Source organism: Cyclobacterium lianum, assembly GCF_900143075.1.
In the GTDB taxonomy this organism is placed as follows: domain Bacteria; phylum Bacteroidota; class Bacteroidia; order Cytophagales; family Cyclobacteriaceae; genus Cyclobacterium; species Cyclobacterium lianum.
On record NZ_FRCY01000005.1, the window covers coordinates 280,891 to 298,252 of the forward strand.

Annotated in this window: 14 protein-coding genes; 2 read left to right on the top strand and 12 right to left on the bottom strand. The window is 39.7% G+C overall.

Translation table 11 applies throughout. The annotated features are described in order from the left end of the window. The 11 genes from BUB19_RS10410 to BUB19_RS10460 form a co-directional block, all read right to left on the bottom strand. On the bottom strand, positions 1-891 hold the full coding sequence (locus BUB19_RS10410; RefSeq protein WP_073094472.1) for a glycosyltransferase: 891 nt from the start codon (positions 889-891) through the stop codon (positions 1-3). 290 nt (positions 892-1,181) lie between these two features. Further along, on the bottom strand, positions 1,182-2,636 hold the full coding sequence (locus BUB19_RS10415; protein WP_073094473.1) for a lipopolysaccharide biosynthesis protein: 1,455 nt from the start codon (positions 2,634-2,636) through the stop codon (positions 1,182-1,184). Positions 2,637-2,639: 3 nt separating this feature from the next. Further along, entirely contained in the window at positions 2,640-3,920 is a 1,281-nt protein-coding gene (locus tag BUB19_RS10420) for a glycosyltransferase (protein WP_143156000.1), read from the bottom strand. Then, a complete protein-coding gene (locus tag BUB19_RS10425; RefSeq protein ID WP_073094475.1) occupies positions 3,887-4,933 on the bottom strand; it encodes a nucleotidyltransferase family protein in 1,047 nt (348 codons plus the stop codon). Before BUB19_RS10425 ends, BUB19_RS10420 begins: the two co-directional genes overlap by 34 nt. Before the next feature lie 64 nt (positions 4,934-4,997). Continuing rightward, a complete protein-coding gene (locus BUB19_RS10430; RefSeq protein WP_073094476.1) occupies positions 4,998-5,624 on the bottom strand; it encodes a NeuD/PglB/VioB family sugar acetyltransferase in 627 nt (208 codons plus the stop codon). Further along, entirely contained in the window at positions 5,611-6,753 is a 1,143-nt protein-coding gene (locus BUB19_RS10435; protein ID WP_073094477.1) for a LegC family aminotransferase, read from the bottom strand. Before BUB19_RS10435 ends, BUB19_RS10430 begins: the two co-directional genes overlap by 14 nt. A gap of 1 nt (position 6,754) precedes the next feature. Continuing rightward, positions 6,755-7,942, bottom strand: a complete 1,188-nt coding sequence (locus tag BUB19_RS10440; protein WP_073094478.1) for a UDP-N-acetylglucosamine 4,6-dehydratase — start codon at positions 7,940-7,942, stop codon at positions 6,755-6,757. Between the two features lie 120 nt (positions 7,943-8,062). Further along, entirely contained in the window at positions 8,063-10,696 is a 2,634-nt protein-coding gene (locus BUB19_RS10445; protein WP_073094479.1) for an SLBB domain-containing protein, read from the bottom strand. A 334-nt stretch (positions 10,697-11,030) separates the two neighbouring features. Continuing rightward, positions 11,031-12,170 carry a GDP-mannose 4,6-dehydratase gene (gene gmd / locus BUB19_RS10450; protein WP_073094480.1) on the bottom strand — a complete coding sequence of 380 codons (1,140 nt, stop codon included), beginning with the start codon at positions 12,168-12,170 and terminating at the stop codon, positions 11,031-11,033. Between the two features lie 31 nt (positions 12,171-12,201). Further along, positions 12,202-13,155, bottom strand: a complete 954-nt coding sequence (locus tag BUB19_RS10455; protein WP_073094481.1) for a GDP-L-fucose synthase family protein — start codon at positions 13,153-13,155, stop codon at positions 12,202-12,204. 4 nt (positions 13,156-13,159) lie between these two features. Beyond that, entirely contained in the window at positions 13,160-14,158 is a 999-nt protein-coding gene (locus tag BUB19_RS10460; RefSeq protein WP_073094482.1) for a mannose-1-phosphate guanylyltransferase, read from the bottom strand. Positions 14,159-14,553: 395 nt separating this feature from the next. Between BUB19_RS10460 and BUB19_RS10465 the strand changes: the two genes are divergently transcribed. Both BUB19_RS10465 and BUB19_RS10470 read left to right on the top strand, forming a co-directional pair. After that, entirely contained in the window at positions 14,554-15,060 is a 507-nt protein-coding gene (locus BUB19_RS10465) for a UpxY family transcription antiterminator (RefSeq protein ID WP_073094483.1), read from the top strand. A gap of 121 nt (positions 15,061-15,181) precedes the next feature. Continuing rightward, positions 15,182-16,969: a glycoside hydrolase family 15 protein gene (locus tag BUB19_RS10470; protein ID WP_073094651.1), complete on the top strand. Its 1,788-nt coding sequence runs from the start codon at positions 15,182-15,184 to the stop codon at positions 16,967-16,969. Here BUB19_RS10470 and BUB19_RS10475 read toward each other — a convergent pair. Continuing rightward, the gene (locus tag BUB19_RS10475; RefSeq protein WP_073094484.1) at positions 16,959-17,357 is read right to left on the bottom strand and encodes a hypothetical protein; all 399 of its coding nucleotides are present in this window, start codon (positions 17,355-17,357) and stop codon (positions 16,959-16,961) included. The two genes, BUB19_RS10470 and BUB19_RS10475, sit on opposite strands and share 11 nt — an antisense overlap. Positions 17,358-17,362 lie beyond the last annotated feature (5 nt).

The window sequence follows — 17,362 nt, forward strand, 5'->3', positions numbered from 1 at the left end:
TTATTTTTTTAACCAACTTAATTTAAGCAACTCCGCGACTCCCAGCAATTCGATATACCATCTGGTCAGCAAAACGATCAGGTAATCCCCTAAAGAGTCAAATTTAATATAATCAATTCTTGAAATAGGGGGTAATGTTCTTTTGAGTAATATTAGCATCTGTCGACTCAATTTTAGCTTGGAAAACGATTCATGATAGTACCCCCCAATTGTTCTTCGCTTCTTTTCTGCAATTTTTGAAATACTTTCTCTAGCAGGATGATTGACTACTGCATTTTTAGCATAACAGATATTTTCACCGGCCTGGCTCACTTTAATGTTCCAGAAAAAATCTCCACCCGATTGCAGTTTTTCATCAAAAAAACCATAGCGTAGGAAAAGGACTTTCTTCGCAAAAAAATTCCCTGTTACTGATTTTTTAAATAGTTTTACATTACGTTCCTGCTGAAATGCAAAATATTTTTCATAAATAAAAGCAAACTTGTTGCCTTTATCTGTTTGGAAAATATTAATTCTACCACCGACACGGCTGTATCCGTTGTTTTCAATAACCTTCATGCCTTCCGACAACCAGTCGGGCTCAGGTAAACAATCTGCATCCGTAAATGCCAAAACGGTTCCCCGGGCATTTTGAATCGCCAAGTTCCTTGCAGCATAGGAGCCTGGTTTTTTTTCTTCCAGTAAGCGTACACCTTTTTGCACTTCCCACCAGGAGGGAGGCGGATCTGATGGATCATTATTGACCACCAAAACCTCAAACTGGTGCTTCGGGTAGCTTTGTTCCTTCAATGCTGTAAGACACCATTTCAAACGTTCCCAATCATTATAGGTGGGTATGATTACTGAAACATTAATTATTTGCTCTTTTTCTGAATTCACTTCTAATATCAATGCTTATCTACATTGCTATTCACCCAATTGAAATAGGCGCCTAGCCAATAATAGTATTTTTGTCTATAAAGCCTAAAACAACAATTTCTTTCCGAAATACATGAAAATATAGATCTAGACCATTTTTTTTTAAACTATCAAATATATTTATTATCGAACAATAAATACATATTTAAAAAGTGACAAACACAAATAGAAAAACAAGAATTTCTGTTATTGAATCATTAAAAAATAAATATAACTTTAATAAAATAAAATTAAAAATGCTTAATAATATTCAATTGTAAATTTTAAAACTTATGTAAATCTTTATCCTTTGAAAGAATGATCTTATAAATTTCAAATAAAAATCTTTTTTCAAAAGGGATTACAATTAATAAAAAAATAACAACACCAATAATAACTTTAAAACCAAAACTATAAATAAGCGAAATTGTAAAGAAAAGATCTATAAGGAGGGAACAAATAATTATGGACACTGAACCCAAAATTATAATAAACAAATTTTTCAATTGATCTAAAACGGATAAATGAATATATCTTAAAGCAATAGCCAAGATTGGTATAGAGCCCAAGGTACCAACTAATAAATAGGCTAAAACCAGTCCATTAAGACCGCCTAATTCCATACCTATGATCCAGGACGGAATTAAAACCAAATTTAGACCTAAAGTAACTTTAAAGGCGGTTGTTGCCTTTCCTAAAGAGTTGTAAATAACGCCATTTAGGGTTAAAATCGATTGGACTGCACCAAGGATGCTCAACATTTGGATAATAAAAATCGCTTCAACCCAATCCTTACCTAAAAACAACAAAACGAATTCTTTAGAAATTGCGAAAAAACAAAACATAATAGGAAAAGAAAATAGTGCAATTATTTTTGTTGCCTTTAAATAATAAACTGCAATAACATCCGGTTGATTCTGAATTTTTGAAAATGCAGGAAAAAGGACTTTAGTAAAAATACCGGATATGTTTTTAATAGGTAACATCATTAAACCATAACTCCTGGAATATATTCCTAAAGAGGAACCGCCCAAAAATTTCCCTATTAATAAATTATCAAGATTCCTTGTTAAATAACCTAACAAATTTGTGCCAGCAATTCCAGAACCATATGAAATCAAAGATCTTATATCGGCATATGAAAAATAAAAACCTGGTTTAAAGTCAGCTATTTTCCAAACAAACAAGAGATTAAAAAACGAAAAAAGAAGAATTTGAAATACTAAACTCCAAACGCCATATCCATTAAAAGCCAAATAAAAAGCAACTGAATAACTAATAACAGTAGAAATCCAACCTCCTTTGATTTTCTCTTTAAAGCTTATTGATTTACTAATTAACGAGTTTGGAACACCTGTTAAGGAATTAATTATTAAACTAATAGTCACCACTCTTGTTAACACCTTAAGTTCTTCTAACCCATAAAAATCAGCAAGAAGTGGGGATCCAAAATAGAAAATTAAATAAATAACAATGCCAAAAAACAAGTTGAGCCAAAAAACACTTGAAATTTTGTTATTAGTAAGTTTCGGGTCATAAACAATTGCTGAACTGAAGCCAAAGTCAACAAATAAATTTGCAAAGCCAGAAAATACGGTAATCATCCCAACTAATCCGTAAGCTTCAGGTCCAAGTAATCGAGCCAAATAAATACCAAACCAAACAAAAATAATTTGGGAGACTACCTGGTTAATTAGGTTCCACTTAAGGCCTGATTTAACTTTAACCTTTAAAGACATTCGTTAATTCTCTAGTACGCTAAACCAGGTTTTAGCACAAAAATCAGGGAAAAAATAGTCTCTAATTTTTTCTTTATTCGCTAGTGCGGAATTTTGGTCGGGATTTTTTGATATAGCCAATTCAAAGATTTGAGGAAGTTCTGAAAAATCATTTATGGAATAGTACGACAAACCAGCATCTTCAAATGGACTATAGGGCAACCATTTACCCGTTATTACTTCACTCCCTGCATACATGGCCTCTGTTAGAGAACCACTTAATGCATCCGAAACTGGTAAATGAATGTAAACTTTAGTACAAAGCTTTAACAAAGCAAGCTCCTCCCAACTTAAAAAGGTATCAAGTATTTTTCCAGAAAAATCGCTTCGACTCAACTCCTGCAGACATTCCTTTTCATAAAGATTATCTTTTGCATTTTTATAAGAAAAAGGTAATATGAAGTAGCATTTTTCTTTAATTTCCAGAGGTATATTCGATAGTTGTTTTAAAATTTGAATATGATTGTTTTCTCGGAATCCATTATGACCTATTACAATAAGATTTTTGGTTAACGGAAAATTAAATTCTTGCAAAAACCGAATTCTTATTAGATCAATCTTTGGAGAATATTCATCTAAAATCCTATATAATTTTTCTTCAGGAGGAAATTTAGTAAGAAATATTTTATCTCTTAAATCTCGTCCAAATTTGGTTAAAATCTGATCCTTAAGCTCTAAACTATGCGTAGTTATTTTATATGCATCCCTAAGCACCTTTTTTTGTATGTAATAATTAAAAACACCATTAACCCGCATTAAATCTGATCCCCAAAAGGAAACGACATATTTTTGATTCCGACCTATATGCCAAAATAAAGCTAGCTTTTCTTTTGTTGGAAAATGAAAATGAATAATATCGTAATTGTTCTTAAGTATTTTCTTAGACATTGTCGCATAAACAACAAATTCTTTAAAAAAGGAATATAGATAATTTGCACTTGCCCCGAATCTTATAAATCTAAATAGATGCAAATATAACTTGAAATTAAAAATATTTATTAAGTCTTTAATTTCAATCGATTTTCGAATTTTAAATTGGTTGGTAAAACACTCAGCATATTTGCCTTTTTCCAAATTTGAAAATAATCTCAAACCTAATATATCAATATCAAATTTTTTCGGGTATTTTTTATGTATACTCAAATACAGTTGTCCAATAAAATTACTTTTACCGATACCTGCAACAAGGATGTATTTTGGTTTTTGATTCATTACACCATGGAAATTTTCAGATACTCCTCCCATTCTCCAATGTCTTTCCAGGATTTTTCACTAACAGGAAATACACCAACATTACCACCTTTTTTATGAATTTTGTTTATTAATTGGGTAATATGAAGAAATTCATTTTCAGGTATTTCGCTTAAAAGGTCCGGCTCCAAAATGTACATCCCGCTATTAATTTTGAAAGTTAACTCTGGCTTCTCCAATAAACTAACCAATTGCCCATTGTGAGTTGTTTCAATTGTACCATAGGGAATGGAATAATGTTTAAGAGCAGCAATGATGGTAATGTCATTATTATTTGTTCTATGGTATTCAAGTATTTCGGAATAATCTTGCTCTATTAAAATATCACAATTACTAACGAAAAAAGTCTCATTGATCACTCCCTTCAATAAAGACAAACTCCCCGCAGTACCCATTGGTTTATCCTCTTTGAAATAATCTATGGAATAAGGGAGGTTTTTACTTTTTAGGTAGAAATCAATCAAATCAGCCTTATAGTTAACAGATATATGGAAACTATTACATCCATGCTTTGAAAATCTATCAAAAATATGCTCAAGCATGGTCTTTTCACCTATAGGGATCAGGGGCTTGGGTATCACGTTGGTAATCGGTTTAAGCCGTGTACCAAAACCGCCTGCCATGATTACAACTGGTAGATCGAACTGATTTTTAGGTTGAAGTTCCTGCTCTTTGAAAATATCTTCCCAAAAATAAACTTGTAATATTTCCTTATTTTCGTCAATTACAGGACAAAGTTCCATCCTGAAATCAAGCATCATTTGTTTGATTGACTCAAAACTATCGCCTGGACTGGCTACCCTAATTTTTTTCCTTAGTATGTTTCCAATGGGAGTATCCAGAGGTTGGTCTTGTATAATTGCTCGTTGGATGTCACCCGCACTTACTAGTCCATCAAACTGCTCATTATTCAAAACAACCAGTAACTTTTTATCTATTGAATCCATTTTTCTTAATGCATCCAAAATAGTTTTTTCTTTAGTGATAATTCTACCTTTTAAATCCATAAAATATGTCGCATCTTTAGATAAAAATCATTAACATTAAAAAACATCTGTAAAGATCCTTGGCTCATTTTTTCCTTACTGGATTTCCAAACCAAATTCCATTTTCCATAACGTTTTTTGTAACTACTGTCCCTGCGCCTATGAGTGCTCCTCCGACAACCGATTTGTTTTCTGTTATAACCGAATTTGACCCAATAAGACTTTCGTTACCGATTTTAACGTTGCCACATAAAACTGCCCCTGGTGCAATATGAACGAAATTCGCCAGCTCACATTCGTGCTCAACAATGCTTCCCGTATTCAGAATTACTCCCTCTCCTATTTTTGATTGGGCATTGATCAATACCGCCTTTCCGACGTAAGTCGAGACACCAATAGACGCCGTTTTAGAAATATTGGCACTGGGATCCTTTAAAACAAATTGTTTCAAATTCAAACTATTAAAAAAATAAACCAAGACTTTCCGAATCGAATTATCTCCCACTGCTGGAAAAACCAATTGGTCACCTACTATATTTCTGACATTTACCTCCTTTTCAAAACCAAAATAGGGCAATTGGTACGGATTTGATGCCGCTTCTTTTTTATCAAAGTATCCTGCGACTTTGTAACCTGCATCCAATAGGGATTCAATGATGACATATGCATGTCCGGAATAACCGAATAAAAAGACTTTTTTAGCTTCTGACACTGCTGGGGATATTCACTATTCTTTCCTCTAAAAATTCCGCATTTTTCTGATCATCTTTATAGCAATGCGAATACATGGGCAGGCGATACATGAGCTGCCAAATTGGACGGGTCATGATTTTTGCCTCGTTGGTGGCTTTTAAAAACGCATTGCGTTGCGCTGGGCTTTCTAACTCCACACACATTAGCCAATAGTTGGCTTTTGTGTCCTCCAATTCACTTCTAAATCTGATACCTTCGCCAGCAAAAAAAGTGATATATTCATCCGCCAACTGTCTTTTATTCTGGAGAAATTTTCCAAGTTGTTCTAACTGTGCACAAACCAGGGCTGCATTCAGGTTAGGCATACGGTAATTATACCCAACATGATCGTGGACGTATTCATACGGGTGGGGCACTTTAGCTGTCGTAGTAAGATGCTTTCCAAATGCGCCCAACTTCTCATTTTGAGTTACAATCATTCCACCCCCACCACTAGTGACGATTTTGTTCCCATTGAAAGAAAAAACGCCCAGATTCCCTAAGGAGCCTGTATGCCTTCCTTTGTATAAACTTCCCAGAGATTCCGCAGCATCCTCCACAATCGGGATTCTCCACTCTTGGCAGACCACCAGGAGCTCGTCCATATGAACGGGGAAACCAAAGGTATGCATGGGAATACACGCACTAATTCTCTTACCGGTTTTCTTATTGAAAGTACCATCTGCTCTCAATTCTCCATGTACCTCCAAAAATCTAGATACGGCATTTGGAGATAATCCCATTGTGTCGTAATCAACGTCTAAAAAGACCGGCTCTGCCCCCGCGTAATGGATAGCATTGGCCGTAGCAACAAAAGTAAGGGCCTGCGTCAATACTTCGTCTCCTCTTTCAACACCAACCAGTTTCAGTGCAATATGCAAGCCCGATGTGCCATTGACTACAGCTATCGCTTTTCCAGTATCCGTTATCTCAGCCATTATCTGTTCTGCCTGATCGACATACTTCCCTACTGAGGAGACAAAGGTGGAATCCAGCGTATCATTAACATACCTTTGCTCATTACCGTTAAATAGGGGAACATGAAGGGGAACGAAATCGCTGGTTTCGAATATGCTCCTGATAAAATTTATTACCCGATTATACTCCATCTCACATTTTTGAATCCAGATATTTACCTGTCTCCTTATGGGCAAACCCAGGTAATAGTTCCTGAAACAATCTGACCAGATCCCCTTTTTCCCATTTACCAGTTTCAGTGAATTTTTTGATTGATTGCAAAAAATCATCAAGCAATCTATCGTCATAGGAGAGTTGGCTTTTTATCACTCCCAAATTTTCAAACCGCTGCATATCCAGTATCTCATCATTCATGAAGAACTCTTCAAAATCTTTTTCACCGGTAGTATCGCTAATTGAAAAGTAACATGGCCATTTGCCCTTAGCTGGCAAAGAACCGGCCAGGCTTCTGGCCTCTTCTTCACTATTGCACTCATAGACTTCATAACCCAACATCGTTAAATACCTTTTTGCAATCTCTGCAAAAGTAATCAAGTGCAGATGTTCACTCAACTTCGGAAAAAAAATGTCCTTATTATCCCCCAGAAGACATGACATTAAACATAGCTCCCCAGACTCCTGAGGGGTCACAAAATAACGTTTGATATCTTTAGGTGCTACCAATGGTTGCCTTTTTAATATACGTTGATTAAACCCATGCAGTAAGGAACCATCAGAAAACGCTACATTGGCAAATCTTGCAGTTGAAATCGACAAACTCTGGCTTTCTCGCATTAAAAATAACTCCATAATCCGCTTGGAAGCTCCCATCATATTAACTGGATTGGCCGCTTTATCTGTTGAAACACAAAAGTATTTTCTCGCATCTATTCTTTTGGCCTGCCTGATGGTTTTAATGGTATTTAGAATATTTACTTCTACCATCCTCATCAAGGTAAAAGGATCCTTTTCGCTTCGCACATGTTTGAGGGCAGAAAGATTTAAAACATAGTCATAGTTGCCGTCAGACTCGAAAAAAGCGTCATAAATAGGCGAGCCAATATCCAACGCAAAGGTTTTAAATTCCCCATCAATATAACCCAGGGAACTCCTGATATCCCTGACAAGTTCCACCAGATTGTTTTCACTGATATCCACAACATGTAATTTTTGGGGCGACCGCTTGAATATTTCTTTGGTTACTGCCTGGCCAATGGAGCCCGCACCTCCGATTACTAAAAATCTTGCGTTTTCCACTTTTGCTGATAATTGCTCTCCATAAGAATCAATATCCGCTTCAAATAGATTCTTTTCACGGCCGATTAAATTTAGTATATCCATCTGATAAAAATTATTGTTGCATAAAATGTCTTCCAAACCATGCTGTTCTCATTTCTTTAACGGGGTTTCACGGAAAATAGGATCCGGCTGGAAATACATGCTTTTTAAAAACAGTTCTTTCTATCTTCTTACCCTGTCTATCAAGATGACCAAAGTGGCTAAGCTTGAGGCCATACCAATCCATGCCTGTACAGACATGGGTTCTCGTTCAGGCTTTCTGGGGACAATTATTTCTGCACCAGGCTCCAACTTAGGAAAAAAACTAAAAAACAAAAGACTGTTGGTCCTTTTAACATCTCCATTGGCATATACCACATAAGACCGGGATTTCCGGGCCCTTTCAGTAAAGCCTCCAGCTCTTGAAATATAATTCCGGAAACTTCTAGCTTCATCATATCTGGCCGTAGTGGGATACAAGACCTCTCCGCGCATTCTTACAGTCTGCAGCTCCTTAGGAATACTGATAATATCTCCTTCCTGTAAGATAATATCATATTTTGAGCCCGGTTTTTGAAGAATTTTATCCAATTCAATTCCTATCAATTCTTTATCTCGGGTAGCAATCTCCATGACAGAGCTGTCCGCTCCTTCGAGAAATTGATACCTGTCCTCCGAAAAACTTTCCATTTCCTGGCCTGCTGTACCGGTTTCGTTTTTCATCCTTTCTTCTTTAAGCAGGGCTACCCGGGCCTCCAGCCGTTTTATTAACTCTTTTTCAGACTCGGTATTTTCTACGTTGTCTTCCCGTTCCATATTTTTGAGTAAAGATTCGAGTTGGTCCAACTTCAATTCTTCTTCTTCTTTGGTCTCAAAAAACTCAGTTCTTCGGATTAATGTGGCCCCTTTGGGATAAGCAAACTGATTTAATCCGCCTGCCCGATTTAATACATCGGATATCCGCTCATCCCGCTTTTCAAGAGCATATTCTCCGGGATAAAAAACTTCCCCTTCTACTTCGACTACTTTTTCTCGCTGAAAACCGGGACTCTGCCGAACAAAGACGTGGTCGAAGGGTTGCAGGTTGATATTTTTTTCCTCTTCGCTAATTTTTAAATCGGGATCGATAGAAATGTTTATTATTTGTGCAATGTCCCCTTCGACATTACCCTTCACCCTTCTGGCTATTTCTATATTTGCGCTTGTGGCCGATTCCTTGAAACCTTTGGCCTTGGCTATCAGATCTCCGACAGTCATTTTTTCTGCATACTGATAAACACCGGTTCTGTTAATTTCACCTGAAATTTGAACGTAATACTCTTCCTTGAGATCATAAATACTCGGCACATGCAAGATGTCTTCTCGTTTTAAAGGAATATCTGCCTCCTCCCCAGCCAGTATAGCTCTTAAATTTATCGTAATGATTCCCATTGTAAAATCAGGATTGGTCCTGTACAGGGAAACCCGCTCAGTAAATGCATCACCCCTAAGCCCTCCTGCCATTCTCAACAATTCCTCTAAGCTCATCCCTTCCTCTATGGCAAACTCGCCGGGGCGAAACACAGCTCCCGAAACCTGAGCCCTGTTTTCGTACCGTTCCAGAATGGAATCTACTATGAAAAAATCTCCATCCTTTATGGCAAATGTGTCAAAATCTCTGCTGAACACATTATCTACCCGCATTTCCTGTTCAGTGGTGCGTCTTACGGTCAATAGCTCTCTATATGCGTTACTGTTAAATCCCCCGGCAAATGAAATCAGATCCTCAACACTCTCTCCTGGTTTGATTTCAAAAATTCCAGGTCTTCTTACCGGACCTTCAAGCTCAACCCTGGTCCTTGCCGGTGGTACAATTACTACATCGTTGTCCTGCAAAATAATATTTCCATCTTGCGATCCCTCGACCAAAAAGGCATAAATATCGACTTCCCCCACCAAACTGTTGTCCCTGTATACCTGAATGTTTCTAAATGACCCGTTTTCATTTGGACCACCTGCCTGGTACAATGCATTGAAAACATTGGCAAAAGAAGGCATGGTATAGCTGCCAGGAATTCTCAATTCCCCCGCCATGGTCACTTGAATGCTGCGAATATTGCCCACCCGGATTTGCAGAAAAGTATTGGGATTAGGCCCACCCAAACCAGAATAAATCTGTTGCAGAGAATTCTTCAACCGTGACCTTACTGCTTGTATCGTTGCCCCCCCTACATTGATCGGACCGATATTTGGAATAAAAACCGTTCCTTCCGGAGATACTGTGAGGTCCAGAGATTGCTGGGATGCTCCGAAAACGTCTACTAATAACTGATCTCCTGTGCCCAAAATATAATTGTCAGGCGTCGGGAGATTTAAGTTTGGATTAAAATTAAGTTCCTTGTTATGAAACAAAGTAAAACCAAAAATCTTTTTCTGTTTTGGACTCAGGTCGTAGTATGGATCTGCCTGCCTTAAAGAATCAAAAACGTCGTTTTGATTAACCCCATTTTCGATAACTTGTCTTTGGGTTTGTCCTTGATTTTTGCGGGCTTTTATTCCTTCAGCATTTCCTGATCTGAGCATCTGAATACGCTGTGTAAGTTTCCTGATTTCAGCGGGCGGCATTCCTCTTTCTCTGGCCATCGCCTCAAGTTGCATCTCACTCATCCCAGATGATTCTGCCCTTCGGATCAATTGTTCTATCTGAGCATCTGAAAGTTCATCCACCTTGACGTTTTGAATGTCCTGCAGCGATTGACCATATGACAACCCTGCCACATTCATCAGGAATGCTAAAATGAATATGCGTAATTTTTGAAATGAAATTGAAATCAGCATTTGTGTACCAGTTGACATTAACGAGGATGCAATTCGATAGTTATTTAAACAAAAATTAAAGCTTCGCCTCCTCAGTTACATATTGCAAAAGAGCTTCAGCGCATAACATCACCGTAGTGAGTAAAAAAAAGGATATTCATTGAATATCCGCACAAAAGTAAGCAATACGACCGGAATAACATAAGATGATTTTTTTGTATCTTCCCAAGTGTACAAGAAAAACAAAATTAAATTAGGTGTAACAGTCCATCTCTAATTTAAACCAAAAAAGTTATGCAAAAAACACGACTATTTTTCGCATAACTTAAACTTTTTCTAAAATGGTAAAAAAAGACTACTCCGCCTGATTCAGCACCTTATGCCCGCCTTTCATCAAATGAATATCGCGCTTGAATAAGCCCACATCGGAGAGCACCATGTCCTCTACCAACATTTTAAGGTCATATTTTGGTTTCCATCCCAATTTGGTCATGGCTTTGGTCGGATCTCCGATCAGCAGGTCTACCTCTGTAGGCCGGAAATAGGCCGGGTCAATCTTTACCAGCACATCTCCCTTTTTTACTTTAAAATGGGAAGTACCAAGGATATCAAACGCTTTTTCCCTGTCAATATCTTCAAGGACACCTTTTTCATTCAAGCCTTCTCCTTCAAACTTCAATTTAAATCCTACTTCATCAAAAGCCATTTTTATGAAATCGCGGACCTTTGTGGTGACGCCGGTGGCGATGACGTAATCCTCCGGAACTTCCTGCTGCAATATCCTCCACATGGCATCCACATAATCTTTGGCGTGGCCCCAATCCCTTTTGGCATCGAGATTTCCCATGTACAGATCCTGCTGCAGCCCCAGCGCGATCTTGGCAACGGCTCTGGTGATCTTTCTGGTCACAAAAGTCTCTCCACGCAGTGGTGATTCATGATTGAACAAAATACCATTACAGGCATACATCCCATATGCCTCCCGGTAATTTACTGTGATCCAGTACCCATACAATTTGGCCACTGCATAGGGAGACCGGGGATAAAAAGGAGTGGTTTCGGACTGAGGAACCGCCTGCACCAGACCATATAGCTCTGATGTTGAAGCCTGGTAAATCCTGGTTTTCTTCTCCATGCCCAGCAACCTCACGGCCTCCAGAATCCTGAGCGTTCCGATACCATCGGCATTGGCAGTGTATTCAGGAGTATCGAAGCTTACCTTGACGTGACTCATGGCTGCCAGATTGTAAATCTCGTCAGGTTTGGTTTCCTGAATGATACGGGTTAGGTTCATTGAATCTGTCAGATCTCCATAATGCAAAAACAAACGCTTGTTATCATCATGGGGATCCTGATACAGGTGGTCGATCCTGTCTGTGTTAAAAAGCGAAGCCCTTCGTTTAATACCATGTACGATATATCCTTTGGATAATAATAGCTCTGCCAGATAGGCCCCATCCTGTCCCGTAATCCCTGTAATTAATGCCGTTTTCATAAATCGTTAATTTAATAGCGAATAAAAATAATTATAATTTGACTTGTTTGATCTGATCGATATTTTCCAAAAACCATTGGTAGGTATCCTTAATACCCTCTTCCAGGTTTATTTGAGCTGTCCAGCCTGCAGCGGTCATCTTGTGTACATCCATGAGTTTTCGAGGGGTACCATCAGGCTTGCTGCTGTCCCAAACGATCTCTCCCTGATGCCCGGTGACACGCTGGATCATTTCTGCAAGCGCCTTGATGGTAAGATCCTGTCCGGTACCCACATTATACAGATTGTCATCGAAGGCATTTTCCATGGCAAAGACCACGGCTTCAGCCATATCATCCACATGCAAAAACTCTCGCATGGGCGTCCCGCTGCCCCATAGCCTGACGGGCTGATGTCCGTTTATCTTTGCTTCATGAAACTTTCTGATCATGGCTGGAAGTACATGCGAGGTTTCCAGATCAAAATTATCAAAGGGACCATACAGATTGGTCGGCATCAGGCTGACAAAGTCCCTTCCATACTGCTGCCTGATGGCTTCACAGGCCTTCACTCCGGCGATCTTCGCCAGGGCGTACCATTGATTGGTTGGCTCCAGCGGTCCGGTAAGGAGTACCTCTTCCTTCAGGGGCTGAGGAGCTAGTTTTGGATATATACAGGAACTGCCAAGGAAGATAAACTTCTCTACCCCGTACTGATGGGAAAAATCAATCAGATTATTTTGAATCATCAGATTCTCCATCAGAAAAGGGTAAGGGTAATTGTTATTTGCCAGTATACCTCCTACCCGCGCAGCGGCATCTATGACTACCTCCGGTTTCTCACTTTCAAAAAAGCTTTTTACGGCCGATTGGTTCTTTAAATCCAATTCCCTGCTGCTCAATCCGATCAGGTGCCCGTATCCCTTTTTATGAAGCGCCCTGAAAATAGCCGCTCCTACCATGCCCTTATGACCGGCTACATATATTCTGGAATTCTTTTGCATCATTTTTCTATTCTAATAAATCCGGACTTTCCTTTTCTAATCTTTCATACACCTTTTTCACCTCCTGGGCGCTTTCCTTGTTCAGTACCAGGATGGCGTCCGCCGTTTCTACCAATACCACGTGTTCAAGCCCCACAAATTCTACGTGTTTCCTACCAGCACCGATGACCAGATTATTGCCTACCCTTTCTTTGGTCCCCGGCTGGAAATATTCATACAGAGCCTCGAATGAGCCCATATCTGACCAGGAAAAGTCAGAAGGCACTACTTTGATCTTGTCGGATTTTTCCATCACGGCATAGTCCACACTTATGGAGGGGATCTCCATACTTAATTCCAGCGGAAGAAACCCGCTGTCTGCATGTTGGTAGGCATTCTTCGCTTTTTCAAAAAGCTCAGGCTCATACTTTTTAAGTTCATCCAGATAAGTCCCCGCTGTAAAACAAAACATCCCGCTGTTCCATAAAAAATTGCCTCTGTCCAGAAATTCGCGCGCTGTGGCCAAATCCGGCTTCTCCCGGAAACCAAGTACTTCATTGCCCTCATACTCGATGTATCCAAACCCGGTTTCGGGCCTGGAGGGTATCAGACCAAAAGTGACCAACGCCCCACTTTGCGCCATCCCAATCGCCTCTCGGAGCAAAGCTTCATATTTTTCCTGCTTTCCTATCAAATGGTCAGAGGGAGTAACCAGCAAAACATCATCTGAAGATACAGCCATGGCGGCAAAAGCAATGGCAGCGGCAGTATTTCGGGGAGCAGCCTCCACCAACTCAATGTAATCTGATACCCCCACCTTATCCAAAATATCCCTGGACAGCTGGTAATTGTCAACACCACCTACGACCATCACCTGGTCACAAATACCTCTATTTCTACCTACGGTCTTTTCAAAAAGTGATTGCTGGTCAAAGATAGGTAGGTATTGCTTGGGTTTACTCTTTCTTGAAAGCGGCCAGAGCCGGCTGCCGACTCCTCCCGATAAAACTACGTTAACAATTTTCATGATTTTGATTTTCGCTGTTCAGTTACAAAAATAGAACCAGACCTTGAGACCATAGCTACCAAAGCATTCGCTGCACCAATTGTCAGCAAATTACGCTTCCTAAAATTACTTGCCGGGATAAATGAACTAAAATATTGCTGATGTGGCAGTTATGCTTCAGGTTTGATTTTTAAATAAAAGGTGCTCCAAAAGTAAATAAAAAATCTAAGATGGTAAAGAAATATTTTAAATACATTTTTTTTTATCTGTAAAACATAAATTAAGATTTAAAATAAACCTGTTTGTATGGTCAGCGGAAAAGAGTAAAAAAAATCTGGATACAGCATTTGAAGGTTACCCAATATATTCGGTAATTTCGGTATTTTAAACCCCTTTAACCTTGATAGCTGTAAAAGATGACAGAAAAATGCAACTGGTACGTTATGTATACTGCTCCCAGGGCTGAAAAGAAAGTAGCCCAACGATTAAAGGAAAAAGGCACCCGGGTATACCTACCTATTATTGAAGAAATCAGGCAATGGAGTGACCGAAAAAAGAAGGTTAATCGCCCGTTGTTCAACGGCTACATTTTTGTATACACCAGCAAGGAGCGGCTATGGGAGGCCCTGCAGATCAATGGGGCAGTCAAATTTATCAATTTCTCGGGTGAACACGCTGTGGTTCACCAAAGTGAAATTGACACAATACAGCGGGTCATTGAGACCGGAGTAGCTGTGGAGGTGGACACAGACGATATTGAAAAAGGTGAGCAGGTAAGGATAGTAGGGGGCGCCTTGCAGGACTTTGAGGGGGAATGTATCCAGAAGTCCAACCAGGATTACTTTATCATACGCATTCCCAGTATCAATCAGAGTATGCTGGTCAAAGTCCCCAGGAAATTTTTAGAGGTTTTGAAGCAATAATCATTTCAATTTATTACCAAACGCTATTAATTTTAATAACTTCGCAAATTAATCACCTTTTCTTTTTATTATTTCTAAAAGGATGGTGGGGACTGTATTTGAAATTTTAACCAGCTTTTCCATGGAAAAACACACTTACGGAACAGGCCTTATAGGCAATTGCAGTTACATCGCCCACATTGAAAAAAACACCAACATCAGTTGGCTGTGTTTGCCTCGATTTGATAGCGACTTTCTTTTTGGAAGTATGCTGGACAAGGAGAAGGGAGGAGAATTTACCATCCTGCCCCAAAATGGTGGATTTACTTCCCGACAGAACTACCAGGAAAACACCAATATTCTGGAAACTACCGTGGAAACGAGTGCAGGAGAAATGTATAAGGTCACGGATTTTGCACCGAGGTTCTTGAATTATGACCGATATTTCAAGCCCTCCATGCTGGTCAGAAAAGTGGAGCCGCTTAAAGGTGAACCAAAAATCAAGATCAACTGCAAGCCGGTTGCGGATTATGGGAAACGCTCACTGACAGCGACCCCCGGGAGCAATCACATACAGTTTTCGGGAAGAGACCAGCAGGTAAGGCTGACGACCAATTGCTCCATAACCTATATCATGGAGGAACAGGAATTCAGGTTACAGCGTCCAGTATATTTGGTACTCACCTATGGCAGCCCGCTGGAAGCCCCCATTGAAAGCACCATAGAGAAATTTCTCAATGCGACCTGCCAGTACTGGAGAAATTGGGTGAAATCTACCAGCATACCAAATTTTTATCAAAAATTAGTAGTCCGGTCTGCGCTGGTTTTAAAAATTCACCAATACGAGGACACCGGAGGTATCATTGCGGCATCCACGTCCAGCCTTCCGGAATCTCCGGGATCGACCCGAAACTGGGACTACCGCTACTGCTGGATGAGAGATGCCTATTACACCTTGAACGTGTTCAACCATCTTGGGCACTTTGAAGAACTGGAGCGGTATTTTGAATTTATTCAAAACCTGCCGGTAGATGAAAAAGGCAGGTACCAACCTCTTTATTCCATAACCGGGTCTTCCAAATTACCGGAAATTGTGGCCGATCTCCATGGATACATGGGCAATAAGCCAGTCCGCTTCGGCAACCAGGCCTACACCCATATTCAAAACGATCTCTACGGGCAGGTTTTGGTAAGCTTGTTGCCACTTTATGCAGACAAAAGGTTTATTGAATCAGAAAAGAGTCATAGTAAGCCTTTTATCAATAATTTGCTGTCGAAGATTGAGGAGACCATGGACGAAAAGGATGCTGGCCTGTGGGAATTCAGGAATTTAAAGCAGGAGCATTGCTATACCTTTCTTTTTCATTGGGCAGGCGCCTCGGCGGCAGTAAAAATAGCAGAACGCTTGTCGGACGTGGAAATGAAAAATAAAGCCATCGCATTGAAAAACAAAGCGATCAAAAAAATCGAAGCCTGCTATATCCCGGAACGAAAAGCCTACGCCCAGGCAATCGGTACCAAAAATATGGATGCCAGTACGCTCCAAATGATCACCATGGGCTATTTTGGCAGCGACATAGAGAGTGCCAACAATCACCTAAAAGCACTGGAAGAGGACCTTCTGGCCAAAGATTTTCTGTTTTACCGGTACAAACACCTGGACGACTTTGGAGAACCCGAAACCACTTTTCTGATCTGTGCCTTCTGGTACATCGAGGCACTGGCCTGCGTAAACCGCCTTGAAGAAGCCATGGAAGGTTTCGAAACCTTAAGCAAATATTGCAATCACCTCAATTTGTTTTCCGAAGATGTCGATCAGCATACGGGAAGTCAATGGGGCAATTTTCCTCAGACCTACAGCCATGTTGGCCTGCTGAACGCTGCCTACAGAATCGATAAAAAACTGGATAAACCCAACTTCATGATTTGACAAATTTCCCGGTCTTTATTCTTTGCTCCCGGTTTCTCACCACAAGGATCCATTCCTCATCCAATTTGAGGTAGCCATAGTCGTAACAGTAAGCATACACGTTGCCTTTTTTATTGATGTAGCTGTGGGTGCTGTACCGAAACTGAAATCCCATTTCGAGCAAATTTCCCCGGAGAATTTTGGATGTCTCCTCTGTCTCCGGTAAGATATTGGCCAGGATATTTCTGTTGCGTTTCAGCGCGTTATTGATGTTCCGAATCAACCTGTTGCTGCCGGATTTCATCTGATTGTTGTGGTTATTTCTGCAGTAATCGTCACAAAACTTTTTATCCACCCTCCCGACCAACGGCTTACCACAACTTATACATTTTTTGGTGTGCTCCGGCATAATAG